Origin of the sequence: Actinomadura viridis, from assembly GCF_015751755.1 — a bacterium.
GTDB classification, from domain to species: Bacteria; Actinomycetota; Actinomycetes; order Streptosporangiales; family Streptosporangiaceae; genus Spirillospora; species Spirillospora viridis.
This window is the reverse complement of the sequence record NZ_JADOUA010000001.1, coordinates 3,924,310-3,942,714: the sequence shown is the minus strand read 5'-3', so window position 1 is coordinate 3,942,714 and position 18,405 is coordinate 3,924,310. Positions and strand designations below refer to the sequence as shown.

Below are 18,405 nucleotides of genomic sequence, written 5' to 3'. Positions count from 1 at the left end.
GACCGCCACAGGCCGCTCCGGGCACACATCTGCACCCGACGCCGCCCGTACCTGCTGCGGGGACGCCCGTGAAAGCAAAGGAACTCCTCATGCGCGGAGCAGTGATCCACGCCCCCGGCGACATCCGTCTGGAGACCCTGGACGACCCGAAGATCCTTCACCCCACCGACGCGATCATCCGCACCGCGGTGACCTGCGTGTGCGGCTCGGACCTGTGGCCCTACCGCGGCGCGGAGCCGACCGGCGCGGCGCATCCGATGGGCCACGAGTACGTCGGCTTCGTGGAGGAGGTCGGGTCCGAGGTGACCTCGGTGAAGCCGGGGCAGTTCGTCGTCGGGTCGTTCGCGACCTCGGACAACACCTGCGCCAACTGCCGTAACGGCTTCCCGTCGAGCTGCCTGAACCGCGAGTTCATGAGCACCTGCCAGGCCGACTACGTCCGCATCCCCAACGCGCAGGGCACGCTCGTGGCCACCGGCGACATCCCCGACCGGCGGCTCTGGCCCGGGCTGCTGGCCGTCTCCGACGTGATGGGCACCGGCTGGTGGGCCGCCGACGCCGCCGAGGTCGAGCCCGGCTCCACCGTCGTGGTCGTCGGCGACGGCGCGGTCGGCCTGTGCGCGGTGATCGCGGCCAAGGAGATGGGCGCGCAGCAGATCATCGCCATGTCCCGGCACGAGCCCCGGCAGAGGCTCGCCCGCCGGTTCGGCGCGACCGACATCGTCACCGAGCGCGGCGAGGAGGGTGTGTCCCGGATCAAGGAGCTGACCGGCGGGATCGGCGCCGACAGCGTGCTGGAATGCGTCGGCACTCCCGAGGCGACGCGCCAAGCCCTGCACTCGGCGCGGCCGGGCGGCAACGTCGGCTTCGTCGGAGTCCCCCACGACGTGACGGTCGACGGGCAGGAGCTGTTCTTCTCCCACGTCGGCCTGCGCGGCGGCCCCGCTCCCGTGCGCCGCTACCTGCCCGACCTGATCGACCGCGTCCTGACCGGCGCGATCGACCCGGGAGAGGTCTTCGACCTCACCCTTCCCCTGGACCAGGTCGCCGAGGGCTACCGGGCGATGGACGAGCGCCGCGCCATCAAGGCCCTCCTCCAGCCCTGACCCCGCCCGCGCACCCGCGCACGGCCCCGCCGGCTCACCCCACGACGCCCACACAGACAGGGAACGACCATGCAGATCACGCGAAGCTCGATCGACACCGTCAAAGGCCCCGCGGACTGGTTCACCGGCGAGGTCTACATCGCCGAGTACGCCGCCGCCCCGGCCACCGCCTAGTCCCGCGCCGCGAGCGCGACGCCGCACGATTGGAAGGAACGAGATCGCCGCCGGCCAGCTCGCCAAGGCCGAGCGCATCACCGTCCAGACCGGTCCCCTGACCCGGTCTACCCAGGCCCGCGGCGCCCACATTCGTCAGGAGAGACACCTCATGAACCCCACCTACGACTTCACCGGCCAGGTCGCCTTCGTCACGGGCGCATCCTCCGGCATGGGCCTGGCCGCCGCCCGCGCCTTCGCGGCCTCCGGCGCCGCCGTCGGCCTCGCCGACATCAACGCGGGCGCCGTCGAGCAGGCCACGAAGGAACTCGCCGACGCCGGCCACCAGGCCCTTGCTCTGGTCTGCGACGTCACCGACGAAGACCAGGTCGCCGCCGCCGTCGACCGCACCGTGGAGACCTTCGGGCGGCTCGACATGGCCTATAACAACGCCGGCATCATGGTTCCGCCCACCGACGCCGCCGACGAGGACGCCGGCCAGTTCGACCGCGTCCAGGCCGTCAACCTGCGCGGCATCTGGGCGAGCATGAAGCACGAACTGCGCCACATGCGCGCCCAGGGCAGCGGAGCCATCGTCAACTGCTCCTCCCTGGGCGGTCTGGTCGGCAACCCCGGCCGCGCCGCCTACCACGCCTCCAAGCACGGCGTCATCGGCCTGACCAGGAGCGCCGCCCTCGAATACGGCCGGCGCGGCGTCCGCATCAACGCCGTCTGCCCCGGCACGATCAGCACCCCCATGGTCGACAGCATGGTCGCAGGCGGAGAGCTCGACCGCGCCCAGGCCGAAGCGGGCCAGGCCATCGGCCGGCTCGGCACCGCCGAGGAGATCGCCCAGGCCGTGCTGTGGCTGTGCAGCCCGGGCGCCGGCTACGTCACCGGCGTCGCCCTGCCCGTCGACGGCGGCTACACCGCCCAATGACAGCCGGGGTGTGCCGTCCTCGCTGACGTCACCGGCCGGCCGATGCCCGATCGCGCCTCTGTACCCGGCGTTGTACCCGGCGTTCTCGCGGGCCGACACGCCTGTGCCGTGGGCTCTACGTGGTGCGGTCAGTGGTGCGGTCAGTGATGCGGTCGGTGCGAGCGGGGCCGTCGTGGCAGGCGGCGGTGATCGCGCCGGGGTCCCAGTAGAACGGGCGGCATTCGAGCATTCGCCCGTCGCGGACGGTGATGAGCTGGACGATGTGCGCTTGGACCTCGCGTCCGGTGGCTCGGGCGCGGAAACGCACCCGGTTGCTCACCACGACGGTGTCGTGGTCGCCCCAGTGCTGCTGGTCGAGGAACTCCATCGACTCCCAGACCTGCGCGAAGGCCGCCAGGAAGCGTTCCATGCCCTCGTGTCCGCGCCATTGCCCGCTGCCGGTGAACGGCAGTCCCGGAGCCTGGTGCAGCACCACGTCCGGGTCGAGGTGGGCGGCGACCTCCCGGTAGTCGGCCTTGCCGTATCCACCGGCCGCCACGTAGGCGGCCTCGGCGGCGTAGAACTTCTGCATGACCGACCAGGCGTCCGCCGCGATGTGCTGCGTCATCATCGTCCCCTTTTCTCAACGGGAACAGCATCGCGATCGCAGACGGCGGCCACTGGCGGGAAACCGACCTGGAGTTCGCGCGGTCGGGCGGCGTGGACGTCCCGTGAACGGCACGCCCGCGCCTATGGTGCACGTCACACGTCCGAGCCGTCACACAGCTCGCGGCAGCGGCGCCTTGTGTGGGAAGGCGAAGCCTCGCGAGGCGTTCCCCCGGCCCCCTTTTTTTGGGGATTTGGTCGAGGCTCTGCTGCGCGACCGGGTTCGCCCATGACCTTCCTAGGAGAGTTGTCATGAACCTCGCCCTGTGGTGGTGCACCGGGCTGCTGGCGGTGGTGGCCCTGACCGGCGGCATCACCAAGACGTTCGTGCCCAAGGAGAAACTGGCCGCGGCCCATGGCGGCGGATGGACCCAGAGCGCCGGTGTCGGCTTCGTCAAGACCCTCGGAGTCCTTGAGATCCTGGCCGCGGTGGGGTTGATCCTGCCCGCCGTGGTCGATGTCGCACCGGTTCTGGTACCGGTGACCGCCCTGTGCTGGGTCCTGCTGATGGTCGGTGCGATGGTCACGCACGGCCGGCGCGGCGAGTCCATGCTCGTGGTGCTGAACCTGGTCTATCTCCTGGTCGCGGCGTTCATCGCCTGGGGCCGCTTCGGTCCCGAGTCCTTCACCGGCTGAGCCGCGCACTCCCCCGGGTTCGGCCGCGGCCCGCGCCCGCCGCCCGGCCACGGGCACGGGCGCCCCAGGGGCCCGCGCGGCGGGCGTGGACGCCGGGGTGGCTCCGGCGCCCGCCGCGCGGGCCGTGCCGCGTTGTCGCGGGCGGTGGGTCAGGTGCCCGCGCCGACCAGGCCGGGCGGGATGGACACCGCGGCGGTGCCCTCCTCGTTGTGCCTGTCGGCCCAGGTGGTCAGTGCCGTGCGGCAGGCGTGGTCGAGGTGGCGCAGCCCGCCGAGGTCCAGTTCGATGGGCCGGTCGCGGGGCAGCGCCTCGAGGGTGTCGAGCATCGTGGGCAGCCGCAGGAACGTGGCGTTGCCGATCACGGCGACGTGCACGGGGCCCTCACCGTCGTCGGTGACCTCCACGTGGACGTGGGAGGTCTCCCAGGCGATCTTCAGGACGGCCAGCAGCAGCCCCAGCAGCACGCCCTCGAACAGGTTGAGCGCGACGACCGCGACGGCGGTGGCGACCAGGATGATCGCCTCGCCGCGGTGCCTGCGCCACAGCGGCGGCAGGTGCCGCAGGGGCAGCAGTTTCCAGCCGGCGTGCACCAGGACGCCGGCGAGCGCGGCCAGCGGGATCAGCCCCAGGGCGGCGGGCACCAGCGCGGCGAACAGCAGCAGCCACAGGCCGTGCAGGATGCGCGCCGCCTTGGTCTGCGCGCCCGCCTGGACGTTGGCGGAGCTGCGTACGATCACGGCGGTCATGGGCAGGGCGCCCAGGGCACCGCAGACGGTGTTGCCGGCGCCCTGGGCCATGAGTTCCTTGTCGTAGTCGGTCCGGGGGCCTTCGTGCATGCGGTCCACGGCCGCGGCGCTGAACAGGCTTTCGGCCGAGGCGATGAGAGCGAACGCGACGATGGTGCCGATCCCGGCCAGTTCGGCCAGGGGTGCCAGGTCGTCCAGGCCGGGTGGCCGGATGGCGGCGAGCAGCCCCTGGACCTGGAGGCGCTCGACGGGCAGGCCCAGGGCGGGGACGGCGGCGGTGGCCAGGGCGACGGCGGCCAGCGGGCCGGGGACGACGCGCAGCCGGGCGGGCAGCCGCGGCCACAGCATCAGGACGGCGATGGTGGCGGCGCCCAGGCCCAGGGAGGCCAGGGCTGCGGGTGAGGCGGCGGCCCGGGTGATCAGGTCGGGCAGCCCGGCGAGTTTGGCGAGCCCGGAGCCGGGGGCGTCGACCCCGGCCATCGCGTACAGCTGGCCGGCGATGATGGTCAGCCCGATCCCGGCGAGCATGCCCTCGACGACGGCGACGGAGATGGCGCGGAACCAGCGGCCCAGGCGCAGGGCGCCCAGCAGGAGCTGCAGGAGCCCGGCGGCCAGGACCAGGACGCCCAGCGCGGCGGCTCCGTGGCGCTGGACGGCCTCGAAGACCAGCACGGTCATCCCGGCCGCGGGGCCGCTGACCTGCAGGCTGCTGCCGGGCAGGCTGCCGGCGACCAGGCCGCCGACGATTCCGGTGATCAGTCCGAGTTCGGCCGGTACGCCGGAGGCGACGGCGACGCCCGCGCACAGGGGCAGGGCGACCAGGAACACGACGAAGGAGGCGGCGATGTCGCGCCGCCAGGTGATGGCTGGCATGGTTTCCCCGATGTTCCTGGTCAGAGCGGCAGGAAGGTGCCGTCGGCGGGACGGTGGGCCAGGACGGTGCCGGTGTGCACTTCGTAGAACCAGCCGTGCAGGCCGATCCTCCCCTGGTCCAGGCGGGTGCTGATGCAGGGGTAGTGGCGCAGGCGGTCCAGCTGGGCCAGGACGTGGGCATGGATCGCGGCGGTGAGGTGGCGGTCGGCGGATGTGCCGGCGTACACCGCACTGTCGGGGGCGCCGTCCTGGGCGCCGTCCTGGGCCGTGTCCTGGGTGGTGTCGTGCGCGGTCGCCGGGGTGTGCGCGGCGGGGTCGCGGGGCGCCGTGCCGTGGTGGCCGGTGCCTGGCGGGGTGGGCGCCGGGGCCGGGCGCGGCGCGCCGGCGGCGTGGGTCAGCCATCCGTCCATCGCGGGGACCTGTGAGAGGTCGTCGCCGCGGACGCGGGCGGCGACGGCGGCGCACTGGGAGTGCCCGCAGACCACGATGTCGGCGACGCACAGCACCTCGACGGCGAACTCGATGGTGGCGGCCTCCCCGGAGGGCCGGTCGAGGTTGTAGTGCGGCACGATGCCGCCGGCGGTGCGCAGTTCGAACAGCTCACCGGGGCGTGCCCCGGTGATGAGGGCCGGGATGACGCGTGAGTCCGAGCAGGTGATGAACAGTGCCAGGGGTGACTGGCCGTGGGCCAGCGGTGCCAGGGACTGGCCGTCGGCGGCCATGCGGGCGCGGAACGACCGGGCGTGTTCGACGAAAGAGCGCATGCGGAATTCCTCCAAGGGTGCGCCGCGAGCGGGCGGGCACGTCGATGGAGCGGACATGGGTCTGGTGAGTGGTCGGATCCGTGGCGGCCCGTGCCTGCCCGTGCCGGCCGGTGGCCGTCGGTTGATGGCGGGTGGTCGGTCGCGGCCGTGGCGGGTGCCGGCGTCCCCTGGCGTGGTCGCGGGCGCGGGGCGCGCGTTCGGGGCGCGTGCCGGGCCCGGCGTCCCGTCCGGGCGCGTGTGCGGCGCCGGATGCGGGGTCGGGGACGGGCTGGTGGGGCGTCGGGTGTGACGCGTGCCGCGGCGGCCGACCGGGCGGCCGTCGGGCGATGTGGTGCCGGCGGCGCGGGCGTGGCCGGGTGGGGCGGCGCCCTCAGCAGCGAAGGACCTGCAGGAGTGCGCGGGTATCCCCGACGGCCCTGATGCGGTTCGCGCGGGGGCGCCCGTCGTGGCCGCGCGGGTCGGTGGCGGCGCGGGCGCGGCGGTGGTCCAGGTAGAGCTGGGCGGCGCCGTCGGGTGTCTTGAGCGGCCGGGTGTCGGCGAACGCGCAGCGCAGGCGCAGGTGGGAGTGGCCGACGCCGTCGCGTGGGGGTTCGCGTTCCTGGCAGGCGGCGGTGGTGGCGGCGGATGCGGGTGCCGCCGTGACGGCGGGCAGGACGGGGCCGTGCCCGGGGCCGAGTTCGGCGGGGACGGCGGCGCCCAGGGTCAGCAGCAGGCAGGCGCCGAGGGTGCAGGTCACCGCCAGCCGGGTGAAGCGGATGATCGAGGCCAGGCCGCCGGTGAGGCCGGCCCGGAGGACGGCCCGGAGGCGGGCGCGGAGGCCGCGGAGGAGCCTGACGAAAAGGCCGCTGGGGAGGCCGGTGCCGCGGGCCGCGGCAAGCCCGGTGAGCGCGGTGCACCGAGGCTCCTGGAGCCGGTTCACGCTCACCCCCCGTGGCTGTGGTGTCACGACCGGTGGGCGAACCTCGGCATACGCCCCCGGCGATCGGCCCGTTCGATCCGGTGGCCGATCTCGTTGATCAGGATAGAGGGCGCTGCGTTACGGTGGTATTGCTTTGCGTGCAACAGCATGCGAAATAACACTCACCACAACGTCATGACCATGTCACGTTCAGTGCCCATACCAAGGGCGGCGTCCCGCCGTCCCGGCGGTTAGAGCGTGACTCGCGGAGCGTGTCGACGGCGGGCGGTGACCGGGCGCGCGTGCGCCGCACGGCGGAGGTGGCGGCGCAGCACGCTCCCGGCGGGCGGTGCGGGGTCAGGCGCGCTCGGAGTCGAGTTCGACGGGTTCGGCGATCACGTCGACCATCGCGCCGTTGCGCAGGACGGTGATCTGCAGGGGGCGTCCGATCGCCTCGGCGAACATCAGCCGCTGCAGGCTCTGGGCGTGGCTGACCGGGGTCCCGCCGGCGGTCAGGACCAGGTCGCCGGGGCGCAGCCCGGCCCGGTCGGCGGGGCTGCCCGGCACCACCTCGGCCACCCGCAGCGCCTCGGGCTGCCCGAGCCGGCCGCGCAGGGCGGCGGGGACCGGCACGGGCGCGGCGACCAGCCCCAGGTAGGCGCGCCGGACCCGGCCGTCGCGCATGAGCGCGCCGATGATGCGGCGCGTGGTGGCGTTCACGGGCACCGCCAGCCCGAGCCCGATCCCGGCGACGGCGGTGCTGACGCCCACGACACGGCCGGACGAGTCGGCCAGCGCGCCGCCGGAGTTGCCGGGGTTGAGGGCGGCGTCGGTCTGGATGACGTCCTCGATCACCCGGGCGGCGGCGCCGCTGCGGACCGGCAGGGAACGGCCCAGCGCGCTGACCACGCCGGCGGTGACCGAGCCGGCCAGGCCCAGGGGGTTGCCGACGGCGACGACCAGCTGCCCGGTGACCAGCCGGTCGCTGTCGCCGAGCGAGACCGGGCCTGGGGTGTCGCCGTCGGCGCGCACCACCGCCAGGTCCGACAGGGGGTCGGTGCCCACGACGGTGAACGTGGTGGTGGTGCCGTCGGCGAAGGCGGCCTGCCCGGTGCGGGCGCCGCCGACGACGTGGGCGTTGGTGAGCAGGAACCCGTCGGCGGTGAACGTCACCGCCGACCCGGCCCCCTCCCGTCCCGCGTGCCGGACGCGCAGGCCGGCCACGCGCGGGGTGAGTTCGCGGGCCACCGCCGACACCACGCGCGAGTAGGCGTCCAGGGGCGGCTCGCCGGAGTCGGAGACCATCGCACCTCCCGATGATTACATGCTTACACATCAACACGTGAAAGTGCAGAGTCCTTCCCGGCGCGCTCCCCCGCACTCCCCGGCGCTCCCGCGCGCCCCTGCGCGATCCCGTGGGCGCCCGGCGAACACGACACCCCCACCGCACTGATCATCAACAGCGCTCCCAGACGGCCGCCCCTCGTTAGAGTCGGACCATGCTGCTACCGGGATCGCACCAGGAACCGGTCGTCGTCGAACGCGCCCAGGGACAGGGCGGCGAACTGGTCCTGCGCCGGGCACCCGGCGGCCACTACGAGATCATCAGCAACGGGGTCTTCCTCATGGACACCCGCAACGGCGAGTCCGAACGGCTGCTGGTCCGCGCCGCCGCCGAGGGACTCCACGCGCCGGTCCGGGTCCTGATCGGCGGCCTGGGCGTGGGCTTCTCCCTGGCCGAGGCCATCCGGACACCGGCCGTGGCCCAGGTCACGGTGATCGAACGCGAACCCGCCGTGATCGCCTGGCACGCCGGACCACTGGCCCCCTTCTCCGGCGGCGCCCTCGACGACCCGCGCGTCACCGTCGAACGCGGCGACCTGGTGGAATGGCTGGCCACGCCCACCCCCGCCTCCGCACCGGCGGCCACCGGGCCGCGCGACCACCCCCACGACACGTTCGACATGGTGTGCCTGGACATCGACAACGGACCCGAATGGACCGTCACCCCCGGCAACGCCCGCCTGTACGGCGAGGACGGACTCGCCCTGCTCCGCAGGCGCCTGACGGAACGCGGCGTGCTGGCGGTCTGGAGCGCGGGAGCCGCCCCCGCCTTCGAGACGCTGCTGCGCCGGCGGTTCGCACGGGTACGCGCCCACCCGGTCCCGGTGCCGCGCGGCGAACCCGACATGGTCTACCTCGCCCAAGGGGACCGGGCCACCTCCCCCTAGCGCGGCAACCGGCAACCTTCGCCCGTCCAGCCCGTCCAGCCGAGCCAGTTGGTCCAGCCGGTCCAGCCCCGCCCCGCCCACCCGGCGCGTGCCTCGCAACGGCCGTCACTGCGTGAAGCCGACAAAACCCAGGGCCCCGAATCTGGCGACCCGCGTCCGCCCCCACCACGCCCCATTCGCTAGGTTTCGGCCTGACACAACACTTTTGGAGGGACTTGTGGCTACCGTCCACGCAGCCCGGCGGCGCAGCGCCGTCCTGGGCGACCTGCTCCCCGGCGCCCTGGCCCGCGACACCGCGCTGGTCGCCGGCTCGGCCCTCTTCGTCGGACTGGCCGCCCAGATCGCCGTGCCGCTCCCCGGCACCCCCGTCCCGGTCACCGGGCAGACCTTCGCGGTACTGCTGGCCGGCGCCGCCCTGGGCTGGAACCGCGCCGCGCTCGGCATGCTGCTCTACCTGGCCGCCGGGCTGGCGGGCGTCCCGTGGTTCGTCGACGGCGGATCCGGCCCCGGCCTCCCCACGCTGGGATACGTGATCGGCTTCGTCGTGGCCGCCGCGGTCGTGGGCCGCCTGGCCGAACGCGGCGGCGACCGCACCCCCCTGCGCACGGTCGGGACCATGCTGGTGGGCACCGCCATCATGTACGCGGCCGGCGTCCCTTACCTGATGGCCTCGCTCGGAGTGGACCTGGGCAAGGCCCTGGACCTGGGCGTCATCCCGTTCCTGGCCGGTGACGCGCTGAAGGTGCTGCTGGCCGCGGCGCTCCTGCCGGCCGCCTGGAAGCTGGCCGGCCGCCGCGGCGACCGCCGCGCCTGAGGCCCCGGCCCCCAGACCCCGGCCCCCAGGCCCCCAGGCCCCGAGCCCCGGCCCGCGGGCGCGGCCCCGGCCGCGCCCGCGGAAGACCGGCACACCTCGCGGACGCCCACCCCGCCGCCGGGCCCCTGCCCCTGAAGGCGCGCCCCGCATGTGTGCGCCGGGCCCGTACGGGCATGCCACCGCAGCGAGCACCCGAACCCCGCGCCCGACCGGCACCGGCCCCCGGCACGACCACCCGGTAGCCGCGGCGCCACGGTCCGCCGCAGCCCGGCACCAGTGCCCGGCGATGTGGCACGACCCTCACGGCACACAGGTTTGAACAGGTTCAAATCTGCCGTAGAGTGGCACCCGTGAACCTGGCCGTGAGCGCACCCGACCGCCTGGTCGTCCGCACCGTCCACATCCCCGACCCCGGCGACCTCCTCGCCCGCCTCCCCCACCCCACCGCCCTCGCCTGGATCCGCCACGGCGAAGGCATCGTCGGCTGGGGCGAAGCCGCCCGCCTCGACCTGCCCGGAGGCCCCGACCGCTTCACCGTCGCCGACCGCTGGCTACGCGAACTGTTCGGCGCCGCCTCCATCGACGACCCCGTCCAGGCCCCAGGCTCCGGCCCCGTCGCCTTCGGCGGCTTCGGCTTCGACCCCAAATCACCCGACTCGGTCCTCATCGTCCCCCGCCGCATCCTCGGCCGCCGCGACGGACACGCCTGGCTCACCACCATCGGCGACGACACCGACCCCCTCGCCCTCCTGCACCCGCCCACCCCACCCACCCGCCTGACCTGGAGCGACGGCGCCCTCACCGCCCCCGCCTGGGAACGCGCCGTCGCCGCCGCCGTCGACCGCATCCGCCACGGCCACCTCGGCAAGGTCGTCCTCGCCCGCGACCTGCACGCCCACGCCACCCGGCCCATCGACGCCCGCGTCCTCCTCCAGCGGCTCGCCGCCCGCTTCCCCGCCTGCTACACCTTCTCCTGCGCCGGCCTCGTCGGCGCCACCCCCGAACTCCTCATCCGCCGCACCGGCGACGAACTGGCCTCCCTCGTCCTGGCCGGCACCACCGCCCGCGGCACCGGCCCCGCCGACGACACCGCCCGCCGCGCCGCCCTCCTCGCCTCCACCAAAGACCGCGAGGAGCACGCCTACGCCGCCGAAATGGTCCGCGACGCCCTCGCCCCCCTCTGCAGCGAACTCACCGTCCCCGACCAGCCCGAACTCCTCACCCTCCCCAACGTCATGCACCTGGCCTCCGCCGTCAGCGGCCGCCTCGACAGCCGCCGCTCCGTCCTGGACGTCGTCGCCGCCCTCCACCCCACCCCCGCCGTCTGCGGCACCCCCACCACCACCGCGCTCCAGCTCATCCGCGAACTCGAAGGCATGGACCGCGGCCGCTACGCCGGCCCCGTCGGATGGATCGACTCCCGCGGCGACGGCGAATGGGGCATCGCCCTGCGCTGCGCCCAGATCGAGGGCACCCACGCACGCCTCTTCGCCGGCTGCGGCATCGTCGCCGACTCCGACCCCGCCGCCGAACTCGCCGAAGCACAGAGCAAGTTCCGCGCCATGCAATACGCCCTCGAAGGCTGACCGGCACACTCGAAGACCGACCGGTCACCCCGCCCGGCACACACCGCCGGCGGCGATAAACTCGGCCACGGCCCCGCACCGGCCCCACCGCCCCCGCGCCCCGCACCCGGGTCAGGAACGATCCACCCGATCTGCGATCATGTCAGGCCGTGAACACCGGGAACGCACACCGCGGCCGGCGGCCGGCGGCGCAGGGCGACCACACCCCGGCACCCACACGACACGACGCACAGCAGCGAAAGAGAGAACGATCGTGGACGTCGAACGGACCGCGTTGCCCGGCATCGGCCTGCAGCATGTCCTCACCACCGGACGCGGCCGCCAGATCGGTGTCGTCTCCCACCGCAACGGCCGCAAGGACCTGGCCATCTACGACAAGGACGACCCCGACAGCTGCGTCGTCACCGTCAAACTCAGCACCGAAGAGGCCAACGCCATCGCCGAACTCCTGGGCACCGGCCGCGTCGTCGAACGCCTCAACGACCTCCACCGCCAGGTCGAAGGGCTGATGACCGAACAGATCCCCATCGCCCCCGGCTCCCCCTACGACGGCCGCCCCCTCGCCGCCACCCAGGCCCGCACCCGCACCGGCGCCTCCATCGTCGCCGTCGTCCGCGACGGCCAGGTCCAGGCCAGCCCCCGGCCCGACTTCATCTTCACCTCCGGCGACATCGTCGTCGTCGTCGGCACCGACGAAGGCACCACCGCGGTCGCCGCCATCCTCAACAACGGGTGATCCGCCCCCACCCACACCCGACGGGCCGCACCAGCACCTCCCACGACCCGCCGACGGATAGGGAACCATGCACACCGCCGTACAACTGATCGAACTCGGCGCGATCCTGCTCGGACTGGGCCTCCTCGGCGCGGTCTCGACCCGCTTCTCGATCTCCCCCATCCCCTTCTACCTGCTGGCCGGCCTCGCCTTCGGCTCCGGAGGCATCCTCCCCCTGGGCGCCAGCGAAGACTTCGTCTCCATCGGCGCCGAGGTCGGCGTCATCCTCCTGCTGTTCACCCTCGGCCTCGAATACACCGCCGACGAACTCGTCGGCACCCTGCGCACCTCCGCACCCATCGGACTGCTCGACCTCGTCCTCAACGCCGCCCCCGGCGTCGCCGTCGCCCTCATCCTCGGCTGGGGCCCCGTCGCCGCCGTCGCCATGGGCGGCGTCACCTACGTCACCTCCTCCGGCATCACCGCCAAAGTCATCGGCGACCTCGGCTGGCTCGGCAACCGCGAAACCCCCGCCGTCCTGTCGGTCCTGGTCTTCGAAGACCTGGCCATGGCCGCCTACCTGCCCATCCTCACCGCCCTGCTGGCCGGCGCCGGCCTCATCGGCGGCGCCACCGCCCTCGGCATCGCCGCCATCACCATCGCCGTCATCCTCTACGTCGCGCTCCGCCACGGAAACATGGTCGAACGCTTCGTCGCCAGCCCCAGCGAAGAGGTCCTCCTCCTCAAGGTCCTCGGCCTCACCCTCCTGGTCGCCGGCATCGCCCAGCAACTCCAGGTCTCCGCGGCCGTCGGCGCCTTCCTGGTCGGCATCGCCCTGTCCGGCCCCCTCGCCCACACCGCACAGAAGATCCTCTCCCCCCTGCGCGACCTGTTCGCCGCCGTCTTCTTCGTCTTCTTCGGCCTGCACACCGACCCGGGCGACCTGCCACCCGTCCTGGGCATCGCCGCGATCCTGGCCTTCCTCGGCCTCGCCACCAAGCTCGGCACCGGCTGGATGGCCGCCCGCCGCGCCGGCGTCGCCCTCACCGGACGACTCCGCGCCGGCGCCGCCCTCACCCCCCGCGGCGAGTTCAACATCGTCATCGCCGGACTGGCCGTCTCCGCCGGCACCAGCGCCCAGATCGGGCCCCTGGCCGCCGCGTACGTGCTCATCCTGGCCATCGCCGGCCCCCTGGTGGCCCGCAGCGCCGAACCCCTCGCGCACGCCATCCGCGCCAGGCGAGGCCCGCAGCCGCGGCCCCAGTCCGACCCCGACGACGAACCCGACGGCAGGCCCGCACCGGACGACGTGCCCGGCGGCTCAGCACCTGCCACCGCGCCCCGCACCGGCGGCTCGACCGGCACCGGCGGCTCGGCCAACGACACCGCCGACACCCAGGACCCCGCAGGCGATGCCGACAGCGCCGGGCACCTGACCGAACGCCCTTGACGACCCTCTAGGGCCTGTCTCGAAGTGGCCTCAGCCACCGCGCGAGCGCGTTGGCTGCCAGGTGAGGCGACGCCGGAGGCAAGCCTCACCTGGCAGATCGCGAAGCGATGCCGCGCTCCCACAGGCCCGGTCAGGGCGCGAGCCGCCAGGCGAGCGCCGTAAGCCGGGACTTAGAAAACAGAGCCTAACCCTCGGCGGGCTGGCAACCCGGACACCAGAACAGGTTCCGGCCCGCCACCACCTCGGTCAGCACCTCACTCCCGCACACCAGGCACGGCGCCCCCGCCCGCCGGTACACGTACACCTCACCACCGTGATCATCCACCCGCGGCGGACGCCCCATCGCCTCCGGCGTGTGCTCGGGCCGCACCGTGTCGATCCGCCCCGTCCGCACCCCCTCGGCCATCAGCACCACCAGGTCGTCCCAGATCGCCGACCACCGCCCACGCCCCAGCGCACGCCCCGGCACCCCCGGATGGATCCCCTGCCGGAACAGCACCTCCGCCCGGTAGATGTTCCCCGGACCCGCCACCACCGACTGATCCATCAACAGCACCGCCACGCTCGTCCGCGTCCGCCCGATGCGCCGCCAGGCCAGCTCCGGATCTGCGTCCGCCCGCAACGGATCGGCCCCCAGCCGATCCCGCAGCACTTTCACCTCACCCGGATCCAGCACCTCGCACGCGTTCGGCCCGCGCAGATCCGCGAACCCCGCCTCACCCTCCAGCCGCAACCGCACCACACCCGTCGGCTCCGGAGCAGGCCCCTCCCCGAACGTGAACTTGCCGTAGATCCCCAGATGCACATGCAGCACCCGCTCCTCACCGAACCCCAGCAGCAGATGCTTGCCATGGGCGTCGGCATCGACCAGCACCCGCCCGTCCAGCAGGCGAGCCCCCTCCTCGAACCGCCCCTGCGGACTCCGTGCACGCACGCTTCGGCCGCCGAACATCCGCTGATGTTCGGCGGCCAGACGGTGGATCGTGTGACCTTCAGGCATGACCGATCAGCATAGGGCGGTCACGACCGCAGCTCCGCCCCAACGTCGTGCATGTGACCCAGCGCCTGCCGGTACGACTCCACCAGCCCCGTCTCCGCGTACGGCAACCCCACCCGAGCACAGTGCTCGCGCACCAGCGGCTGCACCTTCCGCAGGTTCGGCCGCGGAACGCTCGGGAACAGGTGGTGCTCGATCTGGTAGTTCAACCCGCCCAGCAGCCAATCGGTCACCACACCACCGCGCACGTTCCGCGACGTCAGCACCTGCCGCCGCAGGTGATCCCACCGCACCCCCTCGCCCGGCATCTCCATCCCCTTGTGGTTGGGCGCGAACGCGGACCCCAGATGCACACCGAACAACGCCTGATGAAGCAGCACCAGCGCCACCGCCTTGCCCGGCGACAGCAACACGAAGGCCAGCCCCAGATAACCGGCCACGTGCAAAGCCAGCAGCGCCCCCTCCAGCGCCTTCTCCCGCCCCGACCGGCTCCTCAGGTGCAGCGCACTGCCCACCTTCAGGTTCAGCCCCTCCAGCAGCAGCAGCGGGAAGAACAACCGCGCCTGATGACGGGTGATCCACCTGGCCACCCGCCCGTCCCGGCCCGCCGCCTGCTCCCGCGTCCACACCAGCACGCCCTCACCCACGTCAGGGTCCTTATCGACGTGGTTGGGATTGGCGTGATGACGATTGTGCTTGTCGTTCCACCACCCGTACCCCATGCCCAGCATCAGGTTCCCCAGCACCAACCCCAGCCACCGGTTCACCCGATGCGACGCCGCGATCTGCCGATGCCCCGCGTCATGCCCCAGGAACGCCATACGCCCCGACAGCAACGCCAGCGGAACGGCCAGCAACAGCACCCACCACGAACCCCCGGCCCACGCCACGGCGGCCCACGCCCCCGCGGTGGCCGCGAGGTTGAGCCCCAACGCCCGCACGTAGTAACCGCGCCGCCGCTCCAGCAGCCCCGCCTCACGGACCCGCCGCGCCAGCGGGCCGAAATCGCTCGTCCCGGGACGGCTGCGCGGGGCGTCGAGGGTCACGGTCATACGGGGGCCTCCGATCATGGGGAACGCACGGCGAACTTCGTGCTTCTGAACGCTATGGACCGCACGGGCGATAAGTCGCCCCGCCGCAGAGCCATCCACCGCCTGGCTCGCAGGTCTCATACCTCAGCGCCAGGGATCACTCCAAGGGCGGGCGCGCCCGCCCGGAACCGGCCGGTTGAAACTTACGTCCGGACCGCCATATAAGGTCATAAGTCATGAACGCGCGCTCACGGTGGATCGATCTGGACGGGGCGGTCAATGTCCGCGACCTCGGCGGACTTCCCACGACCGACGGCCGGACGACACGGCGCGGCCGGGTGCTGCGCTCCGACAACCTGCAGGACCTCAGCGTCTCCGACGTACGGACCCTGCTGGACGACTACGAACTCAAGAACGTCATCGACCTGCGCAGCGAGGCCGAGGTACGGCTGGAGGGACCGGGGCCGCTCACGCGCACGCCCTCCATCACCGTCCACCACCTCTCCCTCTTCTCCGAAGGCGGCCGGCACACCGACGTCGCCGCCGACACCCCCCGCGACGGCGGCCGGATCGACATCGACAAGGTCCTCCCCTGGCAGAACCAGCCCTCCGAGGGGCCCGAGACCGAACGCTCCGTCGGCCACTACCGCGGATACCTGCGCGACCGCGCCGACTCCATCGTGGCGGCGCTGCGCGTGATGACCCGCGTGGACGGCGCCGCGCTGGTGCACTGCGCGGCCGGCAAGGACCGGACCGGCGTGGTGTGCGCGATGGCCCTGGAGGTCGCCGGGGTCGCCCGCGAGGCGATCGTGGCCGACTACGCCCACACCGGTGAACGGATCCAGGCCATCCTGGCCCGGCTGCGCGGCAGCGACACCTACGCAGCCGACCTCGACTCGCGGCCCGCCGACAGCCACGTCCCGCACGCGGTCATCATGGAGAAGTTCCTGGCCAGAGTGGACGAGGAGCATGACGGCGTACTCGGATGGCTCTCCCTCCACGGCTGGACCGACGAGGACACCGGAGCACTTCGGGCCCGCCTCGTCGAGTGAAGGTTTTTCTTGTGTGTTGTCTGTGTGATGGGGTCGCTCAGGTCAGGGCCTTTACATTGTAAGTTAAAGGCTGAACTGCCTGAGGGGACAGGCGGGACGATCATCCGGGCGCTCACCGGCGGGCCCCACGCCAGGGCCGGTCAGCTGTGCAGCGCCCGGCACGCCAGCTGCAGGGCCAGCCGCTGCTCGGGGTCCCCCAGATCCACCCCCAGCAGCCCGGCCGCCCTCCTGATCCGCTGCGTGACCGCGTTGCGATGCAGGTGCAGCTCCTCCGCCGCACGGGCGGGCGACCCCTGATGGTCCAGGTAGGCCTGGAGGGTGCGCAGCAACGGCTCGGCCCGCTGCGGCCCCAGCGCCTCGATCGGCGCCAGCAGCTCCCGCGCCGAGGACCGCGCGGTGTCGGAGGCGTACCACTCCCCCAGCATCCGGTCCAGCCCCGCCAGGTCATGCGCGGTGACGGTCCGCGCGCCGCCCCCGCCCCGTTCCAGGGCGGTACGGGCCTCGCGCGCCGACACCCGCAGCCCCAGCGGGCCCTGGTGCGCCCCGCCGACGCCGCAGCGCAGCCCGGCCGCGGGAAACCGCTCCCCCAGCTCCGCCAGGAGCCGCTCGGCGTCCTTCACCGCCGCGCGCAGCCCCGTACGGCCCGGATCACCCGCCTGGGTGCGCACCAGCAGCAGCGCGTCGTCCGCCCTGGCCTGGTGCCACCGGCCCTGCCCGGAGGCCATCAGGGAGCGCAGCGCCGCCCGGCCGGCCGCGTCCAGCAGCGCGTACCGCTCGGGGCCCTCGGCCTCGGCCGGTTCCACCCGCAGCGCGATGTGCCAGCCGTCCACGGGCAGGCCCAGGGCCCGGGCCCGCCCCAGCAGCCGCAGCGCCTGCCCCTCGGGCGCCACCAGCAGCTCCGACAGCAGCAGCGTGCGGGACCGCACCGGGACGTCCTCGGCGGGCTCGTCCACGGCGCGGGCGAGCGTCTCGGCCGTCACCCTGACGGCCAGCCGCACCGCCTCCCCCAGATGCCCCGTGGCACCCGGCGCCGCCACGGCGACCTCACCCTGGGGCCCGCGGGCCACCGCGCCGTGCTCCCCGGGCCCGGGACGGCGCGGCTCGACGGGCACGCCCAGCGCCGCGCCCACGGCCGCCGCCGCGCCGCGCGGGTCCGCGGGAGTCCTCAGCAGGGCGTCCAGCGCCGCGCCGAGGCGGGCGAGGGCGTCGGCCGCGTCACCGTCGATGACCCGGGCCAGAGCGATCACCAGTGCGGCCAGGTCGCCGCCGGCCCCCTCGTTCCCGCGCCGCTCGTTCCCGCGCTGCTCGCCGGTGCGGTCCTCAGGTTCCTGTTCCCAGGCTCCGGCGGTCTCGGACGCAGGGCCGCCCACGTCCGGGACCTTCGCGTGCAGCAGCGCCACCCGGCCTCGTTCGGCGATCACCCGCGCGGTCCTGGCCACCTCGGGAACGGGCCCGCCGGTCAGGACCAGGCCCGCACAGCCGGCCGCCGCCGCGTCGCGCAACGCCACATCGAGCCGGTGACCGGCCGCCCGGCGCGAGGCCGGGCCGGTGAGCACCGCCACCGTCCCCGCCGGAAGGCCGCTCACCGCCGGAAGCCCCTCCACCAGGCGCACGCCACCGGCCGGCCGGGCGTCCACCGGCCCCGCCAGCAACGTCATGCCGCCCGGCGGCCCCGGAGCGGACAGCAGATCGGCGACGAAGGCGTCCACGCCCGAAGGGTACCCCCGCCCACCTGTGCACCCGGCACACGAACTTGGTCGAATGCGTG

General features: G+C 73.6%; 17 protein-coding genes. 9 read left to right on the top strand and 8 right to left on the bottom strand.

The features are described 5' to 3' along the window. Positions 1-89 precede the first annotated feature (89 nt). Positions 90-1,106: a zinc-dependent alcohol dehydrogenase family protein gene (locus IW256_RS17790; protein WP_197012057.1), complete on the top strand. Its 1,017-nt coding sequence runs from the start codon at positions 90-92 to the stop codon at positions 1,104-1,106. 325 nt (positions 1,107-1,431) lie between these two features. After that, positions 1,432-2,199, top strand: coding sequence for an SDR family NAD(P)-dependent oxidoreductase (locus IW256_RS17780; protein ID WP_197012056.1), 768 nt, complete (start codon positions 1,432-1,434; stop codon positions 2,197-2,199). Positions 2,200-2,314: 115 nt separating this feature from the next. Here the strand turns inward: IW256_RS17780 and IW256_RS17775 are convergent, their stop codons facing one another. Continuing rightward, positions 2,315-2,806, bottom strand: coding sequence for a nuclear transport factor 2 family protein (locus IW256_RS17775; protein WP_231403826.1), 492 nt, complete (start codon positions 2,804-2,806; stop codon positions 2,315-2,317). Between the two features lie 290 nt (positions 2,807-3,096). Here IW256_RS17775 and IW256_RS17770 point away from each other — a divergent pair, with 290 nt between their 5' ends. Further along, complete coding sequence (locus tag IW256_RS17770; RefSeq protein WP_197012054.1) at positions 3,097-3,480, top strand: DoxX family protein; 384 nt, start codon at positions 3,097-3,099, stop codon at positions 3,478-3,480. Between the two features lie 149 nt (positions 3,481-3,629). On the opposite strand, the gene IW256_RS17765 is transcribed toward IW256_RS17770, so the two are convergent. From IW256_RS17765 to IW256_RS17750, 4 genes are all read right to left on the bottom strand, one after another. Further along, on the bottom strand, positions 3,630-5,099 hold the full coding sequence (locus tag IW256_RS17765) for a SulP family inorganic anion transporter (protein WP_197012053.1): 1,470 nt from the start codon (positions 5,097-5,099) through the stop codon (positions 3,630-3,632). A 20-nt stretch (positions 5,100-5,119) separates the two neighbouring features. Next, complete coding sequence (locus tag IW256_RS17760; RefSeq protein WP_197012052.1) at positions 5,120-5,863, bottom strand: carbonic anhydrase; 744 nt, start codon at positions 5,861-5,863, stop codon at positions 5,120-5,122. A gap of 370 nt (positions 5,864-6,233) precedes the next feature. Next, complete coding sequence (locus IW256_RS17755) at positions 6,234-6,782, bottom strand: hypothetical protein (RefSeq protein WP_197012051.1); 549 nt, start codon at positions 6,780-6,782, stop codon at positions 6,234-6,236. Positions 6,783-7,118: 336 nt separating this feature from the next. Continuing rightward, positions 7,119-8,066, bottom strand: coding sequence for a S1C family serine protease (locus IW256_RS17750; RefSeq protein ID WP_197012050.1), 948 nt, complete (start codon positions 8,064-8,066; stop codon positions 7,119-7,121). Positions 8,067-8,260: 194 nt separating this feature from the next. Here IW256_RS17750 and IW256_RS17745 point away from each other — a divergent pair, with 194 nt between their 5' ends. The 5 genes from IW256_RS17745 (at position 8,261) to IW256_RS17725 (ending at position 13,557) form a co-directional block, all read left to right on the top strand. Further along, the gene (locus IW256_RS17745) at positions 8,261-8,992 is read left to right on the top strand and encodes a spermidine synthase family protein (RefSeq protein WP_197012049.1); all 732 of its coding nucleotides are present in this window, start codon (positions 8,261-8,263) and stop codon (positions 8,990-8,992) included. Between the two features lie 217 nt (positions 8,993-9,209). After that, positions 9,210-9,806 (top strand): biotin transporter BioY, encoded by a 597-nt coding sequence (locus IW256_RS17740; protein ID WP_197012048.1) that lies wholly within the window; start codon positions 9,210-9,212, stop codon positions 9,804-9,806. Between the two features lie 350 nt (positions 9,807-10,156). Further along, positions 10,157-11,392 carry an isochorismate synthase gene (locus IW256_RS17735; protein ID WP_197012047.1) on the top strand — a complete coding sequence of 412 codons (1,236 nt, stop codon included), beginning with the start codon at positions 10,157-10,159 and terminating at the stop codon, positions 11,390-11,392. Between the two features lie 253 nt (positions 11,393-11,645). Next, entirely contained in the window at positions 11,646-12,128 is a 483-nt protein-coding gene (locus IW256_RS17730) for a cation:proton antiporter regulatory subunit (protein WP_197012046.1), read from the top strand. A 67-nt stretch (positions 12,129-12,195) separates the two neighbouring features. Then, complete coding sequence (locus tag IW256_RS17725; RefSeq protein ID WP_231403825.1) at positions 12,196-13,557, top strand: cation:proton antiporter; 1,362 nt, start codon at positions 12,196-12,198, stop codon at positions 13,555-13,557. Positions 13,558-13,741: 184 nt separating this feature from the next. Here the strand turns inward: IW256_RS17725 and IW256_RS17720 are convergent, their stop codons facing one another. Next, a complete protein-coding gene (locus IW256_RS17720; RefSeq protein WP_197012045.1) occupies positions 13,742-14,557 on the bottom strand; it encodes an Fpg/Nei family DNA glycosylase in 816 nt (271 codons plus the stop codon). Positions 14,558-14,577: 20 nt separating this feature from the next. Then, complete coding sequence (locus IW256_RS17715) at positions 14,578-15,606, bottom strand: fatty acid desaturase family protein (protein WP_231403824.1); 1,029 nt, start codon at positions 15,604-15,606, stop codon at positions 14,578-14,580. Positions 15,607-15,821: 215 nt separating this feature from the next. Here IW256_RS17715 and IW256_RS17710 point away from each other — a divergent pair, with 215 nt between their 5' ends. Further along, entirely contained in the window at positions 15,822-16,637 is an 816-nt protein-coding gene (locus tag IW256_RS17710) for a tyrosine-protein phosphatase (protein ID WP_197012043.1), read from the top strand. A gap of 140 nt (positions 16,638-16,777) precedes the next feature. Here IW256_RS17710 and IW256_RS17705 read toward each other — a convergent pair whose 3' ends face one another. Continuing rightward, on the bottom strand, positions 16,778-18,346 hold the full coding sequence (locus tag IW256_RS17705; RefSeq protein ID WP_307828929.1) for a PucR family transcriptional regulator: 1,569 nt from the start codon (positions 18,344-18,346) through the stop codon (positions 16,778-16,780). Positions 18,347-18,405: the final 59 nt, after the last annotated feature.